The sequence below is a fragment of the Providencia sp. PROV182 genome (assembly GCF_028480325.1).
GTDB lineage: Bacteria > Pseudomonadota > Gammaproteobacteria > Enterobacterales > Enterobacteriaceae > Providencia > Providencia hangzhouensis.
In genome coordinates, this window is the sequence record NZ_JAMPOL010000023.1 from 1 (window position 1) to 21,779 (window position 21,779).

General features: G+C 39.9%; 22 protein-coding genes. 7 read left to right on the forward strand and 15 right to left on the reverse strand.

Annotation, left to right across the window (positions count from 1 at the left end; all coding sequences use genetic code 11):
* Window positions 1-104 precede the first annotated feature (104 nt).
* The 3 genes from flgM to PR834_RS16385 all read left to right on the forward strand — a co-directional run bounded on the left by flgM (window position 105) and on the right by PR834_RS16385 (window position 1,955).
* Complete coding sequence (flgM, locus tag PR834_RS16375; protein ID WP_172767299.1) at window positions 105-407, forward strand: flagellar biosynthesis anti-sigma factor FlgM; 303 nt, start codon at window positions 105-107, stop codon at window positions 405-407.
* 9 nt (window positions 408-416) lie between these two features.
* On the forward strand, window positions 417-857 hold the full coding sequence (locus PR834_RS16380; RefSeq protein WP_110591516.1) for a flagella synthesis protein FlgN: 441 nt from the start codon (window positions 417-419) through the stop codon (window positions 855-857).
* A 186-nt stretch (window positions 858-1,043) separates the two neighbouring features.
* Window positions 1,044-1,955 (forward strand): Abi family protein, encoded by a 912-nt coding sequence (locus tag PR834_RS16385; RefSeq protein WP_272536788.1) that lies wholly within the window; start codon window positions 1,044-1,046, stop codon window positions 1,953-1,955.
* Between the two features lie 213 nt (window positions 1,956-2,168).
* Here the strand turns inward: PR834_RS16385 and flhA are convergent, their stop codons facing one another.
* Together flhA and flhB are read right to left on the reverse strand one after the other, a co-directional pair.
* The gene (flhA, locus tag PR834_RS16390; RefSeq protein ID WP_004255687.1) at window positions 2,169-4,268 is read right to left on the reverse strand and encodes a flagellar biosynthesis protein FlhA; all 2,100 of its coding nucleotides are present in this window, start codon (window positions 4,266-4,268) and stop codon (window positions 2,169-2,171) included.
* Window positions 4,261-5,412: a flagellar biosynthesis protein FlhB gene (gene flhB, locus PR834_RS16395; RefSeq protein ID WP_140170721.1), complete on the reverse strand. Its 1,152-nt coding sequence runs from the start codon at window positions 5,410-5,412 to the stop codon at window positions 4,261-4,263. The genes flhA and flhB overlap by 8 nt, the downstream gene beginning before the upstream one ends.
* A gap of 263 nt (window positions 5,413-5,675) precedes the next feature.
* Between flhB and PR834_RS16400 the strand changes: the two genes are divergently transcribed.
* From PR834_RS16400 to PR834_RS16410, 3 genes are read left to right on the forward strand one after another with little or no spacing between them, the layout of a single operon-like run.
* Entirely contained in the window at window positions 5,676-5,903 is a 228-nt protein-coding gene (locus PR834_RS16400; protein WP_004255691.1) for a type II toxin-antitoxin system CcdA family antitoxin, read from the forward strand.
* On the forward strand, window positions 5,903-6,211 hold the full coding sequence (locus PR834_RS16405; RefSeq protein WP_004255694.1) for a CcdB family protein: 309 nt from the start codon (window positions 5,903-5,905) through the stop codon (window positions 6,209-6,211). Before PR834_RS16400 ends, PR834_RS16405 begins: the two co-directional genes overlap by 1 nt.
* 15 nt (window positions 6,212-6,226) lie before the next feature.
* Complete coding sequence (locus tag PR834_RS16410) at window positions 6,227-6,784, forward strand: hypothetical protein (RefSeq protein WP_210852622.1); 558 nt, start codon at window positions 6,227-6,229, stop codon at window positions 6,782-6,784.
* Between the two features lie 42 nt (window positions 6,785-6,826).
* Here the strand turns inward: PR834_RS16410 and PR834_RS16415 are convergent, their stop codons facing one another.
* The 13 genes from PR834_RS16415 to flhD form a co-directional block, all read right to left on the reverse strand.
* Window positions 6,827-7,144, reverse strand: coding sequence for a helix-turn-helix transcriptional regulator (locus tag PR834_RS16415; protein ID WP_231136035.1), 318 nt, complete (start codon window positions 7,142-7,144; stop codon window positions 6,827-6,829).
* Between the two features lie 86 nt (window positions 7,145-7,230).
* Complete coding sequence (locus PR834_RS16420) at window positions 7,231-7,869, reverse strand: protein phosphatase CheZ (RefSeq protein ID WP_094961165.1); 639 nt, start codon at window positions 7,867-7,869, stop codon at window positions 7,231-7,233.
* A 24-nt stretch (window positions 7,870-7,893) separates the two neighbouring features.
* Window positions 7,894-8,286, reverse strand: coding sequence for a chemotaxis response regulator CheY (cheY, locus tag PR834_RS16425; RefSeq protein ID WP_004255705.1), 393 nt, complete (start codon window positions 8,284-8,286; stop codon window positions 7,894-7,896).
* Window positions 8,287-8,327: 41 nt separating this feature from the next.
* Window positions 8,328-9,395 carry a protein-glutamate methylesterase/protein-glutamine glutaminase gene (locus PR834_RS16430; RefSeq protein WP_262960468.1) on the reverse strand — a complete coding sequence of 356 codons (1,068 nt, stop codon included), beginning with the start codon at window positions 9,393-9,395 and terminating at the stop codon, window positions 8,328-8,330.
* A complete protein-coding gene (locus PR834_RS16435) occupies window positions 9,395-10,231 on the reverse strand; it encodes a chemotaxis protein-glutamate O-methyltransferase (RefSeq protein WP_004255713.1) in 837 nt (278 codons plus the stop codon). Before PR834_RS16435 ends, PR834_RS16430 begins: the two co-directional genes overlap by 1 nt.
* Window positions 10,232-10,364: 133 nt before the next feature.
* Window positions 10,365-11,933, reverse strand: a complete 1,569-nt coding sequence (locus tag PR834_RS16440; protein WP_094961162.1) for a methyl-accepting chemotaxis protein — start codon at window positions 11,931-11,933, stop codon at window positions 10,365-10,367.
* 116 nt (window positions 11,934-12,049) lie between these two features.
* Window positions 12,050-13,735 (reverse strand): methyl-accepting chemotaxis protein, encoded by a 1,686-nt coding sequence (locus PR834_RS16445; protein ID WP_096864706.1) that lies wholly within the window; start codon window positions 13,733-13,735, stop codon window positions 12,050-12,052.
* Window positions 13,736-13,839: 104 nt separating this feature from the next.
* Window positions 13,840-14,337 (reverse strand): chemotaxis protein CheW, encoded by a 498-nt coding sequence (cheW, locus tag PR834_RS16450; RefSeq protein WP_004909833.1) that lies wholly within the window; start codon window positions 14,335-14,337, stop codon window positions 13,840-13,842.
* Between the two features lie 16 nt (window positions 14,338-14,353).
* Window positions 14,354-16,399, reverse strand: a complete 2,046-nt coding sequence (cheA, locus tag PR834_RS16455) for a chemotaxis protein CheA (protein WP_272536789.1) — start codon at window positions 16,397-16,399, stop codon at window positions 14,354-14,356.
* A gap of 103 nt (window positions 16,400-16,502) precedes the next feature.
* Window positions 16,503-17,420: a flagellar motor protein MotB gene (motB, locus tag PR834_RS16460; RefSeq protein ID WP_136135231.1), complete on the reverse strand. Its 918-nt coding sequence runs from the start codon at window positions 17,418-17,420 to the stop codon at window positions 16,503-16,505.
* 7 nt (window positions 17,421-17,427) lie between these two features.
* Window positions 17,428-18,315: a flagellar motor stator protein MotA gene (gene motA, locus PR834_RS16465; protein WP_036957858.1), complete on the reverse strand. Its 888-nt coding sequence runs from the start codon at window positions 18,313-18,315 to the stop codon at window positions 17,428-17,430.
* A 97-nt stretch (window positions 18,316-18,412) separates the two neighbouring features.
* On the reverse strand, window positions 18,413-19,003 hold the full coding sequence (gene flhC, locus PR834_RS16470; protein WP_004255732.1) for a flagellar transcriptional regulator FlhC: 591 nt from the start codon (window positions 19,001-19,003) through the stop codon (window positions 18,413-18,415).
* Window positions 19,000-19,350: a flagellar transcriptional regulator FlhD gene (gene flhD, locus PR834_RS16475; protein WP_036957860.1), complete on the reverse strand. Its 351-nt coding sequence runs from the start codon at window positions 19,348-19,350 to the stop codon at window positions 19,000-19,002. The genes flhC and flhD overlap by 4 nt, the downstream gene beginning before the upstream one ends.
* A 1,647-nt stretch (window positions 19,351-20,997) precedes the next feature.
* Between flhD and PR834_RS16480 the strand changes: the two genes are divergently transcribed.
* A complete protein-coding gene (locus PR834_RS16480) occupies window positions 20,998-21,450 on the forward strand; it encodes a hypothetical protein (protein WP_094961159.1) in 453 nt (150 codons plus the stop codon).
* Window positions 21,451-21,779 lie beyond the last annotated feature (329 nt).

The following is a 21,779-nucleotide window of genomic DNA, read 5'->3' on the forward strand; positions in this document are numbered from 1 at the left end:
TATGACGAGTAGTGCAATATTTTGTAACACTATATACACTAAAGATTCATAAACATAAGCCGATAACTGACATATGAAAAAAATCGGAAATAGGAAAATACATTATGGCTATTGAGCAAACATCTGCAATTTCTGCACTGACTCAGGTGACAAACCGCGATCCGCAAGATGCGACAGTCCCGATGCGGGATAAAAAAGTGTCCACTAATGAAATCGTTAAAGAGAGTTCTTTTGCTCCTAGTGAGCTACAAAAAAAATTATTGCAACCTCAAGCAAGTGATATTAATAGTGCTAAAGTTGAACAAATTAAACAAGCAATCAAAGATGGCACCCTAACAATGGATGCTGAAAAAATTGCTGATGGCATTTTGCGCGATGCTCATGAATGTATGTTATCAATGAAATAAATAACGATTATGACTGACGAATTACTGATATTACTTGAGCAACAACTCGCTCATTTGCAATCATTACAAATAGTGATGAAAAATGAAGAGCTATTACTAGGTTATCACCGTGTGCCGCCTTCGCCTTTTCAGGAAACCACTGAACAAAAACGGTTTTTAGTTGCTGCGATCGGCCATGGTGAAACAAACCGCCTAGCGTTAGAAGCACAATCTGAGATCAGTGCACCTTATGAAGGCAATGATGCACTAGCAGGTGTATGGGAAGCCATTAAAAGCTTAACAACTGAGCTAAAAGAGTTGAATTATCGTAATCACCAAATGCTACAACTGCATATTGAGCTGAATGCTCAGCGCCTAAACTTTGTGAAAAAACATAATAACCAATCCACTTATGGTGCTGATGGTTTAGAGTCAAAGCGCCCTGCATTAGGTAAAAAAATTTCAATTTAAGGTGTGTTTTGTCTAGTTCACAACCCTCTCCTTTCATACTGAGGCTCGTCAGGCAGCTCGCTCAATAGAATTACTAAAATACAGACAAAGTTGCTGCTGCAATCTCTTTTTTTCATATTCCTCTTGATGGTAGATTAGGTAAATTTCATCGCCTTAACTAAAATAAATTTATCAAAGGGATAGGATATGTTTAGGCCACCACCTATAAATATAAACTCACATATTTTGGACATTAGCATTGAACGTTTTTTTAACTACCGAACCATATTCAAAACTACAGATCTAAATGAATTGCATGGTATTTATTGTTGGAACGAAGAAATTTCCACTAAATTTATCTACTTAATCGGCATGATTGAAATTACACTAAGAAACAAAATTCATCGCTGTCTTAGTCATTTTTATTTTACAAACCAATTAACTCTCTGCAGTCAAAAATTATATGGTAATGTCCAGTCTTGTAATTGGTATGACCACCTAGGCCTGACACACAATAATAAACTGTTCAATGCGATTGACTCTGCCAAAAAGAAAAATGGTAAGTATATCCAACCAGTTCCAGCCCCACATAGAATAATATCAACACTAGAAAATGGGAGGTGGGCGCACATTTTAAAAATTAATAAAACAAGCAATGGTACAATTATTCCGTGGGAACAAATATTTCCTAATATATTTCAATATTATCCGTACTCTATTCAGCAAAAATCACATCCTAAAGATATAAAAAATCGGCATAGAATAATTCAACGATTACTCCAAACAAATAAATTACGCAATAGATGTGCTCATTTTGAGCCTATATGGAAGTTTGGTAATTTAATTAATGAATTTGATAGTTCAATAATTAAGAGTGCCCCTAATGATATAGCTTCAACATTAAGTCGACTAAAGTTAGAATATCGCCATTTAATTGACTTACTTGGCTGGCTATCTAGCGATATGCAATCCTATTACCTAAATAGCTTTACTCATAAAGATCTAGTTCAGCTTATCCACATAGATGGATTAACCGCATTTAAACTCGCATCAAGTACAAAAAAGATAGCTTTGAGTAAAATTGGACGAAAGCACAATTTGAAAAAAAGTCCTGCGTGATGGGCAATCTGTCTTACTAACGGATAAAGGCAGAATTGTAGGGCGTTTTTTAGTCAGTTAAATACAAAGAGGCCGCTCTTAAAAGAGCGGCCTCTTCATACTTTCTTTGCGCTTTGACGAGCATTCAAATACACACCTTAGGTATAAGAACAATTTAGCTTCAAAGCGACTACATATTTATCCTACACAACCATATAACTAAAAGCAAGATGATTAACTACCACTGATCATCGACGTCATTCTTATCTTACGGTGGTCCGTCATTTCTAAATTCGACATGACCACCAGCTGCGGCAGACTGCGCCGCAAGAAACGCGATAAAATCAAGCGTAATCCATGGTTAACTAACAGCACTGTAGGCGCGCCCATCGCTTCTTGGTGAGCTACAGCTTGCTCCGCTTGAGTTTGAATAAACTGCGCCAAGTTCGGCTCTAACCCACCGCCGTTTTTCGCGGCTTGCAGCAAAATCTGCTCAAGGCTAGCCTCTAAACCAATCACTTGAATTTCTTCTGCATTACCAAACCACTGCTGTGTAATTGCTCGCCCTAATGCAATGCGCACTTGGGATGTTAAGTAATCAGTATCTTTGTTTTCCCCATTTTCTCCTGCCATTTCAGCCAAGGTTTCAATGATGGTACGCATATCGCGGATCACCACATCTTCCATTAATAAGTTTTGTAAAACGCGGTGCAAAATCGTTAATGAAATCGTATCTGGGATCAGGTCATCTGCCAATTTTGGCATCTCTTTTTTCACGCGGTCATACAGCATTTGGGCTTCTTGGCGGCCAAATAAGGTACTGGAGTTTTGCAGTAAAATTTGATTAAAGTGAGTTGCCACCGCTGTACTCGCGGATACCACGGTATACCCTTGGATTTGTGCTTGCTCACGCAAATCATCATCAATCCAAATGGCGGGTAAACCAAATGCTGGCTCTTTAGTGACATCCCCTTGTAACGACCCAGCCGCATTACCTGGGTCAATAGCCAGACTACGCCCTGGCTGTGCTTCCCCCCGCCCAACTTCCGCGCCTTTAATTAGAATTCGGTATTCACAAGGGGAAAGCGCTAAGTTATCGCAAATATGTACGACGGGTGGCAAATACCCCACTTCTTGAGCAAATTTCTTACGTAAACCACGTAGTCGCCCTAATAATTCACCTTGCTGGTCATTATCGACTAATGGGATCAACCGATACCCCACTTCCATCGCCAACAAGTCTTCTAATTGAACGTCATCCCACGTGGCTTCAACCACTTTATTGGCTTCTTGAAAATGCTGAGATTGGCTATTATCCCCCGCACTACTTTCGGGTTGTTGGGATTTGCGGACTAAATACCAACCAAGGGCAGCCAGTGCCGCGGTAAACAGTAAAAATACAAAGTTAGGCATACCCGGTATTAAACCGATTAAACCTAGAACCCCAGCGCTCAACCACATCACTCTTGGGTTATTGAATAATTGAGTGACCATTTGTTCACCCACATCTTCATCTGTTGCCACACGAGTGACAATAACCCCAGCAGCGGTGGAAATAATCAAAGCTGGAATTTGCGCGACAAGCCCATCACCAATAGTCAGCAAGGTATAGGCACTGGTGGCATCTCCCAAAGACATATTGTGCTGGCCTACACCAACGATTAACCCGCCAACCACGTTGATCACCATAATCATGATCCCCGCGATAGCATCTCCTCGCACGAATTTACTCGCACCATCCATCGAACCATAGAAATCCGCTTCTTGCGTAACCTCCGCGCGGCGTTTTTTCGCTTCATCATCATTAATGATACCCGCGTTCAAGTCGGCATCGATGGCCATTTGCTTACCTGGCATGCCATCTAACACAAAGCGAGCGCCCACTTCCGCGATACGCCCCGCCCCCTTAGTGATAACCATAAAGTTAATCAGCACAAGAATAATGAATACCACAATACCGATGGCGAAGTTGCCGCCCACCAAAAAGTGACCAAAGGCTTCGACAACTCGCCCAGCAGCATCTGGCCCTGTATGGCCATCTAACAGGATAATTCGCGTCGAGGCGATATTCAAAGAGAGGCGCAATAAAGTTGCAAATAGCAAAATGGTAGGAAATGCCGCAAAATCTAATGTGCGTTTTGTGAACATCGCCACTAATAACACCATAATGGAAAGTGCAATATTAAAGGTAAACAGTAAATCCAATAAAAAAGCCGGTAATGGCAATACCATCATCGACAGGATCATTAATATCAGAACCGGGCCGGCCAGTATTTGCCACTGCGTTCCTTGTAAATTTTTCGGCAATTTTAATAATGAAGCCAAATTAGCCATCTCGATTGTTATCTCCAGCAAAGTCCAGCGTCGGTGGCACTGGTAAATTTTTCGGTTTTTTTGGTCTGAGCCCACCTTCTCGGCGCCAGCGGCGCAATTGGTAAACCCATGCTAAAACTTCTGCAACCGCGGCATATAATGCAACAGGAATGCTTTGTCCTATCTCCGCATGGCGGTATAGCGCACGAGCAAGAGGCGGTGCTTCTAACTGTAATATTCGGTGCTCTTCACCAATTTCTTTGATGCGCTGAGCTAATACACCTGCTCCTTTCGCTAATACTTTTGGTGCCCCCATTTTTTTGTCATCATATTTAAGGGCGACCGCATAATGTGTTGGGTTAGTGACGATAACATCTGCATTCGGAACATCTGCCATCATTCGGTTACGCGCAATCGCACGCTGCTGTTGGCGAATTTTGGCTTTAATCTGCGGGTCACCCTCTTGCTGCTTGAATTCATCTTTAATTTCCTGACGGCTCATGCGTAATTTTTTCAAATGGGAACGAAACTGATAGAAAACATCAAAAGCCACCATTGGGATCAGCAAGAAAACAATCAAATAACCAGCAAAAATCACTTTTTGCAGTGCATTACTTAGCGCCGTAACGGGTGATTCCATCACTAAATGCAGTAACGATGGCCAACTTTGCCAAAGAAAAATAAACGCGCCCAAACCAACAAATAAGGATTTCAAAATCGCTTTAAATAACTCAGATAAGGCATTCATCGAAAAAATACGTTTTAGCCCTTTGATTGGATTTAACTTTTTCAAATCAAATTTAATCAACTTGCTATTAAAAACGAGCCCACCGACTAATGATGATGCAGAAATGCCAACCAAAGCTAACCCGCCAATGACTGGTAATAAGGCAAATAACGCCTCACTGACCACACGCCCTAAGTAACTGATCATCAAGCCTGTATTTTGTAAATAGTGGCCATCAAAAATAAAACCCTGACGAGTAATTTGCCGCAATTGTGCCGCGAGGTGTCCACCACTTAGCCATAGCAAGCTCACGCCTGCTAACATCATCATTAGCGAGCTAAGTTCTTTTGAACGAACGATTTGCCCATCATCTTTGGCTTTTTGCTTTTTATGGGGCGTGGGCTCTTCGGTTTTTTCTACATCACTCTCGTCGGACACCGCGGTTCCAAAATGTAATGAAAATACGAGTTATCGCTATAGCATGACAGAGTGTAAAAAAATCAATGGTGGAAAATAGACGCAGTTCAAGGGGGTTATTTGGCTATTGAGCAATAAGACAGCAATTTTTCGAAGGGTTTCGCAAATAATCGCAATAAATTAAAGATACTCTGATAATGGCAATATTTGTTGATAAAATCCCTATCGTGATCGATGAGCTGTGCTAAAGTACACGTGTCATAACACGTGTATAAGGGGCATCTATGAATAGAACAAAAAAAACCGTCAGTGTCACTGTCGCGCCTGAACTCTACGAACAAGCAAGGCGGGCTAAACTTAACTTATCAGCAATACTGGCTTGTGCCTTACAAGCTGAATTAAAACGCCTCGAAGCGCAAAAATGGAAAAATGACAATGTCGAAGGCTTTAATGAGTTAAACAGGATAAATGAAGAATATGGATTACTCTCAGATAAATACAAGGATTTTTAATGCAATATTGCCTCTATCAAAACCGAGAAGATACGGTCAAATACCCATATTTACTGGATATTCAAAGTAACATTATTGATATATTGAATACTCGTTTAGTCATCCCGTTATTCGATAGCAGGCTAGTTAAAAAGCCATTACCTGTACGCTTAAATCCACAATTATCAATCAACGGGCAGGTTTTTATTTTAATGACTCACCAAATGGCTTGCGTCCCTCATTCATTATTAGGGAAAGAAATCGTTGACTTAAGTAGCCAGCGAGACACCATTAAACACGCAATTGACTTACTGATTGATGGCTTTTAACAATGAAGGGTTATTATGGATACTTGCCACCTTGTTGCCCCAGATATCACTTTAGAAGATGCCCCAAAAGAAGCCTTACGTATGCTTAATTGGCTAAAACATCAAGGTATTATCGACCCTGACTTTCAAAGTATCGAGTATGGTGAAGTAATTTATCGTCCTACGCCTGCTCACAAAGAACCCATTTTGTACGTAATTAATGATGAAATCGTCCCAACTCAACTTCCTGAAGATACGCTAAAAAACTACCTGTCTATCGTGACAGAACGAACAGTTTTTCATGCAGGGGGAAATGGCCTTGGTATTTATTGCCCACAATGTAATCAGGAACAAAGTGAGCATAGCCATGCATGGAGTGATACTGTTACGGATTGGTATGAAGGAAAACCAGAAAATCTCGCTTGTTTTTATTGCGATTTTCATGGCTCACTTAATGAATGGCAGTTTGACCCTCAATGGGCATTCGGCAATTTAGGTTTTAGTTTTCATAATTGGGATATACGCGATAATTTTATCGAGGAATTTGAGCAAATACTTGGTAGTAAAATCATTGCTGTTTATCAACATGATTAGCAATTAAATTGTTCAGCTGAATACTCATAGGCTCTATATAATTCAAGGTTTAGAGGAAAAATCCAAGGTAATCCGCATCCCCACCGCTTCTGCATATTTTAATAATGTGCCTAATTTTGGGTCGAACTGCGCTTTTTCCAAACGGGACACGTTCTGCTTCTGAGTTTGCATTTTTTCCGCAATTTGAATTTGGGTTAAATTATTGGCTAAACGTGCTTTTTTGAGTTGATTGATTAACGCCTGTCTCATCTGTAATTCAGTAGAGCACTCATTAATATCTCCATCATTTTCTTGAACTATTTCTTTTTGTTCTTTTTTTTCTTTAATAACAAAAGCAGAAATTAAATCGTTATTTATCATTGCAATCCTCCCCTTGTAACGCAAATACAATAAAACTACCCTAACCCTATGTAATTAGAGTAGTTAAATTAAAAACTTGTCGGCGATTAGAAGCCCAGCTCATCAAGCAAATCATCAACTTGAGACTGTGATGCCATCACATTCACGCCTTCTTTATTGATTTGTGGGCCATTGAGCAAACTTTCGTTTTGCGTTTTCGCACGCATTTCAGGTGGTGTATTTTCCATTAACAGTGCGAGCAGTTGCTTTTCAGCTTCTTCAACCACTTCCATCATTTTTTTGATGACTTGCCCTGTTAAATCTTGGAAATCTTGCGCCATCATGATTTCTAACAGCTCTGCTTTGGTGGTTTCGCTGTCTTGGATCACTTGCCCTAAAAAAGCTTCTGTTGACTCACGCAATTGTGCAGGAACCCCATCTCCAGCGGTTTCTTGCCACTGCTGTTGCAATACCTGCGCATTTTTATTCATTTCCACTTGCAGTGGTTTGATGACATCAATACCATTTAAGGTTTTTTCTGCCGCTTGCGCCGTCATTTGGGCGATATAACGCAGCCTATCTTTTCCGTCTGGAATACTCGCCACTGCCTGTTGAACGCTTTTTTCTAGCCCCAATTCGCGCATACTTTCACGCAGCGTTCTCATTAGCGTACCAATGCGCGTAATGACTTGTTTTAAATCATCATTACCATTGCGAATACCTTCCATACCCACTTGCTCAGTCATGAAAACCTCCTTTGGCACGCACTGTTATTGCAGCCCCATTTTTTCAAATACTTTATTCAGTTTTTCTTCTAAGATAGCGGCAGTGAACGGCTTAACGACATAACCACTCGCACCCGCTTGTGCAGCGGCAATAATATTTTCTTTTTTCGCTTCTGCTGTCACCATGAGTACTGGGATATGCTTCAAGGCATCATCACCACGAATGGTTTTAAGCAACTCAAGGCCATCCATGTTTGGCATATTCCAATCAGCAACAACAAAATCGATGCTGCCTGTACGGATTTTTTCTAAAGCATCAACACCGTCTTCTGCTTCTTCTATTTTGTTAAATCCGAGCTCTTTTAATAAGTTACGGACGATACGTCGCATTGTAGAAAAATCATCGACAACCAAAAAACTGAGATCTTTAGCGGCCATAACCACTCCTTCAAAATACAATTGTGAATTCCTGTCACGGTTTAAACCGTGACAGAAGAAAGTCTTGCTAAAACACTTGGGGCAATCTTGAGAATATCTTGCACCTCATCCGCAGCCCCCAATTCAATCGCCGCGCGAGGCATTCCAAACACCACGCAACTACTTTCGTTTTGTGCGTAAGTGATAGCCCCTTGCTTACGTAAATTTAATAGCCCTTTCGCGCCATCCATCCCCATCCCTGTCAATAAAATGCCAATACATTTTCGCCCAACACATTGAGCGACTGAATCAAACAACACATCAACAGAAGGACGATGCCGGTTAACAGGTTCGCTTTGCTGCAAAATAACTTGAAATCCCTTGCCTTTATCCGCAATCAACATGTGCGAATCGCCTGGGGCAATATATGCATGGCCTTTTTGTAATAGTTCGTTGTGTTCAGCTTCTTTTACGGTCAATACACAGAGCTTATTTAAGCGATCAGCAAAAGAACGCGTAAAACCCGCTGGCATATGTTGAGTGATCACTACCGGAGGGCATTCATGAGGTAACATTTCCAAAAATTGCCGTATTGCCTCCGTTCCTCCGGTCGATGCGCCAACCGCAATCACACGGCTATTGCAAACATAGGGAGAGAGTGATTTCGCTTGAGAAACTGACTCATTAACCTTTTTGTCAGGGCGGGCAAAGCGGCTGCGCTGAGTAATTTTAGACATGGCTGCTGCGCGAATTTTCTCACCAATAATATCGCGATAACTCATCATGGTTTCACGAATACCAATTTGTGGTTTCGTGACAAAATCCACAGCACCTAATTCCAGCGCTTTTAACGTCACTTCCGAACCTTTCGATGTTAATGTTGAAACCATTACCACAGGCATTGGATGCAAGCGCATTAGTTTTTCTAAGAAATCAATACCATCCATTCGCGGCATTTCCACGTCTAACGTGATCACGTCCGGTTCATGTTGTTTGATTAAGTCACGTGCAACATAAGGGTCTGGTGCAGTATCAACCACAATCATGTCTTCGTGACTATTAATAATTTCGCGCATTAATTGGCGCATCAGTGCTGAGTCATCCACACATAGCACTTTAATCTTTTTCATTACCCCCTCCTCGCCGCTTGCAAGCTGTAGACGGTTTGCCCTTTAATAACGAAACTTTGTGATAACTGCGATAAATTTTCGGAATGCCCGATAAACAGTAATCCGTCAGGCTTAAGCAATGGAACAAAGCGCTCTAGCATTTTTATCTGCATCTCTTTATCGAAATAAATCATGACATTACGACAAAAAATCGCATCAAACCGATGTTGCATCTGCCAGTCATGGTCACTCAAGTTTAAGTAACGAAATTCAATCATTTGGCGCAATGCAGGTTTGACTCGTGCATAACCGTCAAATTCACCAACCCCTTTCATGAAATAACGTTGTCGCTGTAATGCCGTCAATGATTTCAGCTCTTCTACGCGATACACGCCTTGTTTCGCTTTTTCTAGCACTTCCGTGTCAATGTCACTGGCAATCACTTTGGCATTGATGGCATTCGGCCCAAGTACATCACTTAATGTCATTGCTATCGAATACGGCTCTTCTCCCGTTGAAGATGCGGCACACCAAATATTAATGGCGCTATTTTTACGCGTACGAACAAAGTCCGCTAACGTCACAAAATGGTGTGGTTCACGAAAAAATGCAGTTAAATTTGTCGTCAAAGCATTCACGAAAGCTTGCCATTCTGCATGGTGAGGCTCACGCTCTAACATCCGCAAATAATCGGAAAAATTGTCGATATTACAATCACGTAACCGCTTTAATAGCCGGTTATAGACCATATTTTTTTTATTCATGGTGAGGACAATGCCTGATTTTTTATGAATAAATCGACAAACCCGACCAAACTCATCATCAGTCAGTGGTTCTACCTGTGGTACAAAAAGCATCGTACTTGTCGTCCTATTCAATAAAAACCCAGAGGCAGCCAGTTATTTGGCTGCCTTTTAGGATGGATAACCTAAGGAAAAATAACCTGTTACGGTTATCCACCGAAAATTCAGAAACGAATTTTCACAACACTTAACGCCGATTACGATTTAAATGACTTTCGGGTAATTCAAAGAATGCAACCGTATCAACTAAGTTGTTTGCTTGGTCTTCTAACGCCGCCGTCGCACTGGTCGATTGTTCCACTAATGCCGCATTTTGTTGTGTCACTAAATCCATTTGGCTTACCGCTGTGGCGACTTGCTCAATACCACGGCTTTGTTCATTGGAAGCAGAAGCAATGTTACCCATTAATTCAGTAACTTGGTTAACAGCTGCAACTAACTCACTCATAGTTTCCCCCGCTTCATTAACAAGCTGAGAACCTTGGCTCACTCTACCGACAGACTCATCAATCAAGGTTTTAATTTCTTTTGCCGCTTCCGCACTGCGCTGAGCTAGCGCTCTAACTTCACCAGCAACCACAGAAAATCCGCGACCCTGCTCACCGGCTCGAGCGGCTTCAACGGCAGCATTCAATGCTAAGATATTGGTTTGGAAAGCAATCCCATCAATCACACTAATAATGGCACTGATTTTTTGTGAGCTATTAGAAATGGAAGTCATGGTGTCAATCACGTCTTCGGTGATCTCTCCACCTTTCGTTGCGGTTTTCGATGCACTAACAGCAAGTTCACTGGCTTGACGTGCGTTATCCGCATTTTGCTTAACGGTTGCTGTCAACTCTTCCATACTAGCCGCAGTTTCTTCGAGTGATGCCGCTTGCTGCTCAGTACGTGAAGATAAGTTATTATTACCTAAAGCAATTTCACGAATACCGGTATACATTTGGTCAGTATTTGAACGCAAGGCGGTCACTGAAGTCACTAAAGACTCCTGCATATCCTTTAGCTTGCCAAATACCTCACCGATTTCATCACGGGTCGTCACTTCAATTTTCTGATTGAGTTTGCCATCAGCCACTAATGCAAAGTGCTCTCCCATACTCTTCAGTGGGTTAATTACTTTACGTTTCATCCAATAATGAGCAAATGCAATAACCGCGATGATAATGACGATCACTGAGCAAAATGAACTCCAAGCGAAGGTGTTATACATTCTTGCTACCGCAAGAGATTCGTCGCTTTCAGCATTCAGTAATTCAAGGTATTCCTCAACAACTTGCTCCAACTGATCCTGGTTTTCTTGAGCAGGAAGTTCAATATAAGCTGCAATATCGTTATTATCTAAATGTGTTTTTAATGCTTTGAGTGTTAAGACAAATGCTTGATACCGAGCCTCTAAAGCCGCAAGATTTTCTTTCTCACTTAAAAGAGGCTGGTTTTTAAACATAGTGTAGTCTTTCTCAGCTTCTGCGAGTAATTTGTCAAAAGTCACTCTTGTTTCTTCAATCAATGGTTCATTACCACCGACTTTATGCAGCAATGCAATTTGCGTTAGGCTATTGCGTGCTTGCATTAGGTGTTTATTGGTTTCTTCAAGCATCGAACGCTTATCAGACCCCAAATCAATGCGCTCTAAGGATTTTAATTCGCTTACAACAATCCCAACAGAAACCCCGCTAGACACAATCTGCATCCCACAAAATAAAATGAGAAGAAGATATAAACTCACCGAAATCCGGATATTTTTACCAAACATAGAAATCCCCACTTGTGCCAGCTAAGAGAACTGAACCTCTGAAACATTGCCTTGTTTTCTAATGCGCAGGAACGCTGCAAAACCGTAGCTTTGCAGCGCGAAACTGAGCTTAACCCTTAGAAAGTTTCCCAATTGTCATCATCTTTATGTTCTTTCGATGATAGTTTTGTCAGATCCGGTGTTTTAACGATATTTGAAACCGTTCTTGCTGCCGGCTGAATATTGCGTATTTCACTTTGTTTTAATGGTGGTAAACGGAAGATAGAAATCAGTTGCGACAGTTTTGCCACTTGCTCTTCCAATACATTGGCTGCAACCGCGGATTGCTCAACCAGCGACGCATTTTGCTGCGTAACTTTGTCCATTTCAGCGACAGCAATACTGACTTGTGCAATTCCTTTGCTTTGCTCGTCTGATGCGGTCGCAATATGCGTCATAATGTCAGTAACACGTGTAACAGATTCAACAATCTTGGTCATTGTTTCGCCTGCATCCTCAGCTTGGCGAGCGCCTGTCCCAGTTCTTGACACCGAATCTTCAATTAACGTTTTAATCTCTTTAGCGGCATCTGCACTGCGTTGTGCCAAATTACGCACTTCATCAGCAACAACTGCAAAACCACGGCCATGCTCACCTGCCCTTGCCGCTTCAACTGCCGCATTAAGCGCTAAGATGTTAGTTTGAAAAGCGATGCTATCGATAACTGCAGTAATATCAGAGATTTTCTGTGAGCTATCCGCAATATTCAGCATGGTGCTAACGACATTGGATACCACTTTGCCGCCTTCTTTTGCTATCACTGAAGCTTGGTTTGCAAATTCACTCGCTTGGTGGGCGTATTCGGTATTTTGTTTAACAGTGGCAGTCAGTTCACTCATGCTGGCTGAAGTTTCTTCTAAGCAAGCGACTTGTTGCTCCGTTCGTGCTGACAAGTCATTGTTACCTGCTGCAATTTCGGTTGTACCTTGGTAAATAGTTTCGCTACCATCTAGCACACCACGAACCGTATTAATCAGCTCTTGTTGCATGTGCTGAACACCATTGGCCAATTCACCAATTTCATTTTTGGCAATTGTTGTCACATTCGGTGTTAAATCCCCTGAAGCAAAGACTTTAATACGTTCAATTAAGATACCGAGTGGCTCGATAATACCTTTACGAACATAGCGATAACTGAAGAAACCAATCAAAGCGAGTAAGATAGATAACGTCACCAACATGTATAATGATTGGCGATAGTTATTATCTGCATTGACGACTTCGGCCTGGAAATCAGCAGATATATCCGCAAAATAAGCGTTAAATTGCTCTTCAAATTTCACTTGGTGCCCTGAGGTTCTGTGTGCATAAAAACCTTCAAGGTCACCCTTTTCAGCGAATTCACTTAGCTTGATTAACGCATCACGATAGGTTTCATAGGTACTAAACAGCTTTTCAAATTTGGCTTTATCATAATCTGAACTTTGCATCAGCTTGTTATAACGTGCGTAAGCGTCATCCGCTGATTTAAAGTTACGTTTAGCGGCTTTAATCAAGTCTTCTGTCGTTGCATCGTCTTGAATTTTACGACCTTCGAGCAAATAGGCATTGATAGAGCGGTTTAAGTTCGCCCGGGCTTGTAACAAATTAACCCAACTTTCTGTTAATACTTGTCTTTGGCGTTGTAAGGAATTCAAATAACTAATGCTGTCGCTGTTATCGCCCAGTTTGGTAAACATCAACCCACTGGATACCAGTTGCAGCAAAATAAAGATAAAAATGACGGACAAAAGTCCCGATACGATTTTAATTCGACTGTACATGACGTTTTACTAACATAATTTTGTTGTATTTTGGATATCGGTCATCCAACCAAAAACTTTAGTTAATGACTTATTATTATTTGAACAATTATTGGGGCTGAGAATTACTCAGCCATGCTGTCAATCAGCGCCATTTCATCGCTAGTTAATAATTTTTCGATATCGACTAAAATCAACATACGGTCATTTAATGTTCCGAGCCCTGTCAGATATTGGGTCGATAATGTCACCGCAAAATCAGGTGGTGGCGCAATTTGCTCTTCATTCAAGACCAGCACATCCGAAACCCCATCGACGACAATACCGACAACGCGATCTTTTAAATTCACCACAATAACGACCGTGTTATCGTTATACACCACGTTTTCATGGGAAAACTTCACCCGTAAATCAATAATTGGAATGATGACTCCACGTAAATTAGTCACACCTTTGATAAAATCAGGGGTATTCGCGATACGAGTCACTTGTTCATAGCCACGAATTTCCTGCACTTTTAAGATTTCAATGCCATACTCTTCTTCACCCAAGGTAAAAATGAGGTAGCCTTCGCCGTTTTTTTCTTCTTCGTGTTTATTTAAATCATCATCTAACATAGACATGGTGTATGGCCTCTATTTAGTGCACGACAGGTTGAGAAACCTGCTGTTTCTTTTTAATCAAAATGCTGTTATTCATTTTTTGCAGCTCAGCCACATCTAAAATCAATGCAACAGAGCCATCGCCCATAATCGTTGCTGCGGAAATACCAGGGATTTTGCGATAATTACTTTCAATGTTTTTCACCACCACTTGCTGTTGCCCGACGAGCTTGTCAACTAACAACGCAAAACGGTGGCCTGCATTTTGAATAATCAGCACAATACTGTTATCTAAATTTCGCTCGGCTTCTTCGATGGAAAATACTTGGTGTAATTCAACAAGTGGCAAATATTCCCCTCGCACAAGCAGCATTTTTTCTTCTCCCGCTAAGCGATAAATATCCTCTTGCCGAGGCTGCAAGGTACTGATAATGGCACTCAATGGAACGATAAAAACATCTTCCGCTACTTTCACAGACATACCATCCAAAATGGCTAAAGTGAGCGGTAATAAAATGCGGATAATGGTACCTTTACCTTCGGTAAAACCGATTTGAATACGGCCGCCCATGTCTTGGATATTTCGTTTCACCACATCCATTCCAACACCGCGTCCCGAAACGTCTGTCACTACCTCTGCGGTTGAAAAACCCGGTGCCATAATCAGCATCGCAACTTCATCATTGCTCATCCCATCATGCACATTCATGCCTTGTGACTTCGCTTTTGCCAAAATACGTTCACGATTTAGCCCTGCGCCGTCATCACGCACTTCAATACAAATGTTGCCACTTTGATGTGCTGCCGCTAAGGTCAGTGTTCCGGCTTCCGGCTTACCATTTGCCACACGAACTTCTGGCTTTTCAATCCCATGGTCGAGGCTATTACGAACAAGGTGATTTAGGGGATCAACAATGCGCTCAATCAAGCTTTTATCGAGTTCAGTCGAACTTCCTTCTACTTTCAGTTCGATTTTTTTACCTAATTTGGAAGCGATATCGCGTACCATGCGCGGGAAGCGGCTAAATACGTAGTCCATTGGCATCATGCGAATTGACATGACGGATTCTTGCAAAGCGCGGGAATTACGCTCCAACTGTACGATTGAGCTTAACAAATCACTGTATTCGTTCTGATCGACATGTTGACTATGTTGGGTCAACATTGATTGAATAATCACCAGCTCACCCACTAAGTTAATCAGCTGGTCAACTTTCTCTACAGCCACACGAATGCTGCTCGAATCCCCTTTCGGTTTAGCGATTGCCGTTTTTTTAGCCGTGGTGGGTGCAGCAGGTTTTGCCGAGCTTTGCGGAGTATCTACTTGAGGCTCTGTGACTTCATTCGCTGCAACTTTATCATCATTTAATAACGTTTCTTCCTTTGAAAAAGCGAGGCAATCGGCAAATGAAATTACTTCATGGCTAATTTGCGATTCATCCACCACAAAACATAGCACCCCACTAATATCATCAATATCCGTATTAGTTCCTACCCATGCTTGTAAACTATTTGCTGTTTTTTCAGTGTGATATAAATGCCCAAATAAACTGAGCTCATCCGCCAATAAATCAACTTCATTTTCTTTGAGCTGATTTAACGAGATCATAAAGTAGTGTGAATATTCACCTTGCTTCGCGGGTGTGTCTTCAACAACCGTATCTTCAACTTTAGTTTCAGATATCGCAGTACCTTCTTCCGCTCTATTTTCAACCCGGCTAAGCACCTCACAAATACGCTTAAAGGTATCTTCATCCGGTAAAGAGTCATTTTTATAGGCATCTAACTGTGATGCCATGACATCCTTAGCATCAAGAAAAACATCTATTATGTCAGGCGTGAGGGTTAACTCATCATGACGCGCCTTATCTAAAAGGTTTTCCAATGTATGAGTTGTATTCTGCAACTGAGTGAAACCAAAGGTTGCAGCCCCTCCTTTGATTGAGTGGGCACTGCGGAAGATGGCATTTAGCTGCTCGCTATCCGGGGCAAAAGGATCAAGCTCAAGTAAATGTTGTTCCATATCCCTGAGCAACTCATCAGCCTCATCGAAAAATGTTTGATAAAACTCGGTAATATCCATGGTTTTTATCCAATTTCGCTTAAGTTTCACTTAACGCTGACTGCCGGAACCCCCAGCAGACAACTAAACAAGTTATGTAATAAATTCAAATAACAGCAATTCATCACGGTATTTTCACCGCAGCGACAACACCCACAGCCGTTTCTTGCATGGGTTTTTGCGGTTTATTCAGCACATCATTGATCGGCTTGGTGCCATCGTATTCGCGGAGAATTTGTTTGGTTTCTTCATCATTTAACACAATGATACTTATCCGGCGGTTGATCGGGGCAAAACCATCTTCTTTGTCTAAATGAATGGCTGAAGCCATCCCAACCACGCGTAATACTTTATTTTCATCCATTCCACCGCGAATCAATTCACGGCGCGAAGCATTTGCACGATCTGATGAAAGCTCCCAGTTGCTGTAATTGGCGCCGTTGGCATAAGCGAGATCATCAGTATGACCGGAGATACTAATTCGATTAGGAACATCATTAAGAAGTGGTGCTATTGCACGCAAAATATCGCGCATATACGGTTCAACCGTTGCCGAACCGACTTTAAACATTGGGCGATTTTCACTATCAACAATTTGAATGCGTAGCCCATCATTAATCATATCAATCAATAAATGTGGCTTTAATTCATTCAAACGGGGGTCTTTTAAAATGGCCTGCTCAAGGGACTCTTTTAATTTTTCAAAACGATAGTTTGCATTTCCATCAATAATATTATTGGGTTCCGGCATCACATCCCCATCACGGAAAATCGGGTCTTTACCCCCACCAGGAATAGGGTTTGTGGCATCACCACTTTTACTTCCCGGGTTGATAGCTGTACTCAAGGGAGTACGGAAATACTCAGCAATTTGTGTTAATTCTTGAGGACTTGAAATTGAGATCAGCCACATCACTAAAAAAAACGCCATCATCGCCGTCATAAAATCGGCATAAGCAATTTTCCATGAACCGCCGTGTCCGTTTTGATGATGTGAACTGCGCTTTTTAACCCGAATAACATGAGGTGTATTGGCTGCCATTCGTTTGTTACTCCTCAGTTGTTTCTTGTGAGCGAGCACCTACTTTCACTTCTCGAACTTTATCTTCAAGTTCAACAAATGAAGGTCTATCTGCGCTGAATAACACCTTGCGGCCAAATTCAACCGCAATTTGAGGAGCATACCCTTGCAATGCAGAGAGGAAAGTCACTTTAATACACTCCATCATTTTCAATTGCTCACTACTGCGCAACCTAATCAGAGCAGCTAAAGGCAAAATAAAGCCATAAGCCACTAAAATACCTAAAAATGTACCAACCATTGCATGAGCAATTAAAGCACCAAGTTCACCTGCGGGACGGTCTGCTGAGCCCAAGGCATTCACGACACCCAAGACGGCCGCAACAATCCCAAATGCAGGCATAGAGTCACCGACCATGTTTAGCCCCGAAGCAGGTACTTCATTTTCTTGACGAAAAGTTTCTAATTCTTCATCCATTAATGCTTCAATTTCATGACTTTGTAAGTTACTACTCACCATCAGACGTAAATAGTCCACAATGAACATCATGGTGGACTCATCTTTTAAAATACGGGGATATTGGGAGAAAATTTCACTTTCACTTGGATTGTCAATATCTTTCTCAAGTGCAAGTAACCCTTGTTGGCGCGATTTATTAAGTAATTGAAATAACAATGCCATTAAATCCATTGACATTGTTTTATTGTAAGAGGAACGACGAAAGAGTTTTGGTAATACTTTGCACAAGGCGACGATGGATTTGCCACTGTTACCAACAACAAAAGCACCTAAACCTGCCCCTAAAATAATGACAAATTCAGCGGGTTGATAAAGCGCACCTAAATGGCCGCCGACCATTATATATCCGCCAATAACCGCAACTGTAACAATGATATACCCGATGAGTATTAACACAATATTCCCTTTCACTCCGTTGGTTAACAGATGGCAGTCAAAGGGAATATTAGGAGTGACAGGCAAAAAATTTTGCCTGCTAACCAAATCAATCCAATTACATTACCGCTTTAGTAATGCCATCCTGTCGATATACCGTAATATCGGCTAGATGTTCGGAAAGTTTACGTTTTTTTATTGCGCGTGATGGCGGTTGGCATAAACTACAAGTGAAGCTATTTTCAGGAATATGTGCGTAAGTAATAAAAGAGCCATGACAACAACTACATTGTGAACTTTGTAACATGCCACTTTCCACAAAACGGACTAGCGTCCAAGCACGTGTTAAAGCCAACAAAGGTTCTTCGCCGGGTTCTGGAATACACTGTTCAAGGTATAACCTATAGGCTTTTAATATAGCGTCAACACCACGACATTGGCCGCTTTTCAGTAAAAATTGATAAGCATTATAGAACATGGATGAATGAATATTCTGTTCCCATGTCATAAACCAATCTGTAGAAAAAGGTAACATTCCTTTCGGTGGAGGGCTACCTCTTAGCTCTTTGTATAAACGAACTAAACGACCGCGACTGATTTGCGTTTCACTTTCTAACATTTGAAGGCGAGCGCCCAAAGAGATCAATTCCATGGCTAGTCGAATGTCATTCGCTTCTTGGACTATACTTTTTTCAGCTGCGGTACTCATCTTTTTCTCGCTATTTCGGTGTCGCCCTCATTATGCGTTTGCAATAATCGGGTCGAAAGTAAGATACCTGTATGAATTTGTTGTAATTCATCAACTCTTGAATCACGAGTTAGTTTTTCAATTGTTTCACTATTATCAAATCTAAACTGGCAGATTAGCTGGTTTGTCTCTGCTAATTTGACTAATTGAGGGAGTGTAAGGTCTGCTAAAGTAGTTGCCATTGCATCAGAGATACCTAGACGAAACATCGCAGAGGCTTTCTCTTGAGAGATGAGTTTTTGGGCTAATAGCAAATATGAGAGGTTAATATCGTATATATGCTTCAGAAAATCTGTCGTCGAGCTCATTTTTTTTCCTTTCCGAATATTATCAACATCTGTGCGATCTGTGTGCAAAAAGAACAAATATGAATTTGAAAGTATTGTGTATTCAAATTATTAAATTAAAAAATTAATTAAATTGGGTAAATGTAATTCCATTAATTTCCCCATGTTATCCATTCAAAATACCCAATTTGGAGTACAAATACACAAGCTTCCAAACTTAAATTAAATATATTTCCTGAATACCTACAACAATAAAGAATGACTAAAAAATTAGCAGTTTCCATAAAAATCAGAAATTGCTGATGTCATTATTAGTCGCTAATTATTATGCACCACTAAATTAACTATTCAAGGTACTTATGTTTCTTTTTGTATCAATAGGGCGATTACCCATTAATTCATTAAATAATCTTCATTATTTCTTTATCTTCTATTACCTTATCCTAAATATCCACAACATTTTGAGTTAACCTAAGCAAAATGCCAGGATTTTAATCAAACCAATCACTCCTTACATGTGATTATTAAGCCTAATAAACCAAGCATAACATCAAAAACAATATATTGATCCAAATCAATTTTTAGTATTAAGAAACTGAGTTATACATTACTGTATTAAGGCTTTATCGGCATTATTGGAATAAAATTTAATCATTAATTTTCAATAAGTTTGATATATATTACAGCCATCGTTCAAAATTATTCAATCGCAGTTATCATATAAACAGCCATTATATTGTCATACATATTAAGTATTCACTTCCATTTTCATTAGAATCATTAAACTATAAAATAAGTATCATCACCCTGTAATATTAATAAAACTAATAAAATTTACGTCGATTACCAATAATGAAAGTTTATTCAGCTTAAATATTTTTGTAAGATATTTTTGCATATTTATTATTTCAAGTGATCATTTTGTTATTAATTCATTAAAGTAGTTTTTTTGGGTTAATTAATATTTATTTTTTATGTAAAATAGCAAAAAATTCATTTTTTTTAATAAAAAGATCAACCTACGCTAACCTATCACTTTTGTGTTAAGAGCAAAAAATGTAGGTTTCAATTAAGAACACTCCATTTTCCAAATGTTTTTTATATCATTTTTAAAATATTCAGTTGGTGCTCAAAATAAAAAGCACTAAAGGTATTATTAATTGTCTTCGTACTTATCATTTTTAGCCATTTTCACGTAACCATAATAATTTTAATAACTCAATGTTATAATAACAAATGATTACTATATACTTTTATTTTAACAAAACCCCCTAACCATCAAGTTACCTTAAGTAAAATTGCTTAATCAGATAATGAAAGATTAAAAAATAAATAACTTTTAGTTAAAATAATTCAGTGAGACATTTGCTTATAAAAGAAGCTAATTTATTAGGATTTTTATGGAAAAAAATATTTCTCAATTTGAGACAAACTTCACACTTGTTTTCTTTGTTTCTCAATAATTTCCGAATAAAGCGATTCTCACATTGCTGAATTTATGTTAGGAAAATCACATTAATTGTACTAACAACCCCCTCATAACAACATGTAGGACCAATAGATACAAAAATGAAGCAAGAAATGGCCACATAAGTTAATTGATAAGCTTGTTTTCCTCATGCTCCAGTGCAACACTGAGCACTCTGAAATATAATTTGAAGGAAAAATATGTTCAATTATCAGGCAACAATAGAATTTATTGAGGAAGAAAACGTATATGAAATCAATTTTAGTGATTTTCCTGACCTTCAAGGAGTTAGCTATTGTAGAGAAGATGTTGAATTAGAAGCCCAAGAAATTTTGCTAGCCTCTTTTGCAGAACATATCGAACTCAGAAAACCAATTCCATTAGCAACACAACAAAAAAATGGTGAAGCATTTACGGTTTATTTACCCATAATCTGTTGCTTAAAAATTGCCTTGCATAACGCCATTCTCAACTCTGCAATGCAACGCGTCGATCTCGCTCGCAGATTGAATATCAATGCACAACAGATAGAACGCTTACTGGATATTCATTACACATCTAAAATTGACCTTTTAGAACAAGCCTTATACATATTGGGCGTCGAGCCTTCAATTACAGTGACTCAAAAAATATTTGATAACAATATAAGCTAATCATCATCCAAGGACTATATAATAAAGTTATCACTGAAATAGCCCTAAAATTCTTGATTTACTTCTTACTGATACTAAAAAGTATCATTAGCTGCTTATGTAATAGCAGAAACTTGAGTTAAATTTAGCTCCCTAGCTTCTCATCCTCTGCTATTCAATCGTTTTCCCTGTACATTTCACGTGCTAAAAAACAACTGCGTTCTATTTCAAACATCCCTCCCCTAACTGGTTAAATTTCAATCAAATCATACTTTGCCCAATCAAAAATAACTCTGCTTTCAGTTACCTCTCATTTTTTAGTTCTTAGACCTAAAAGTTTGTGATTTTTA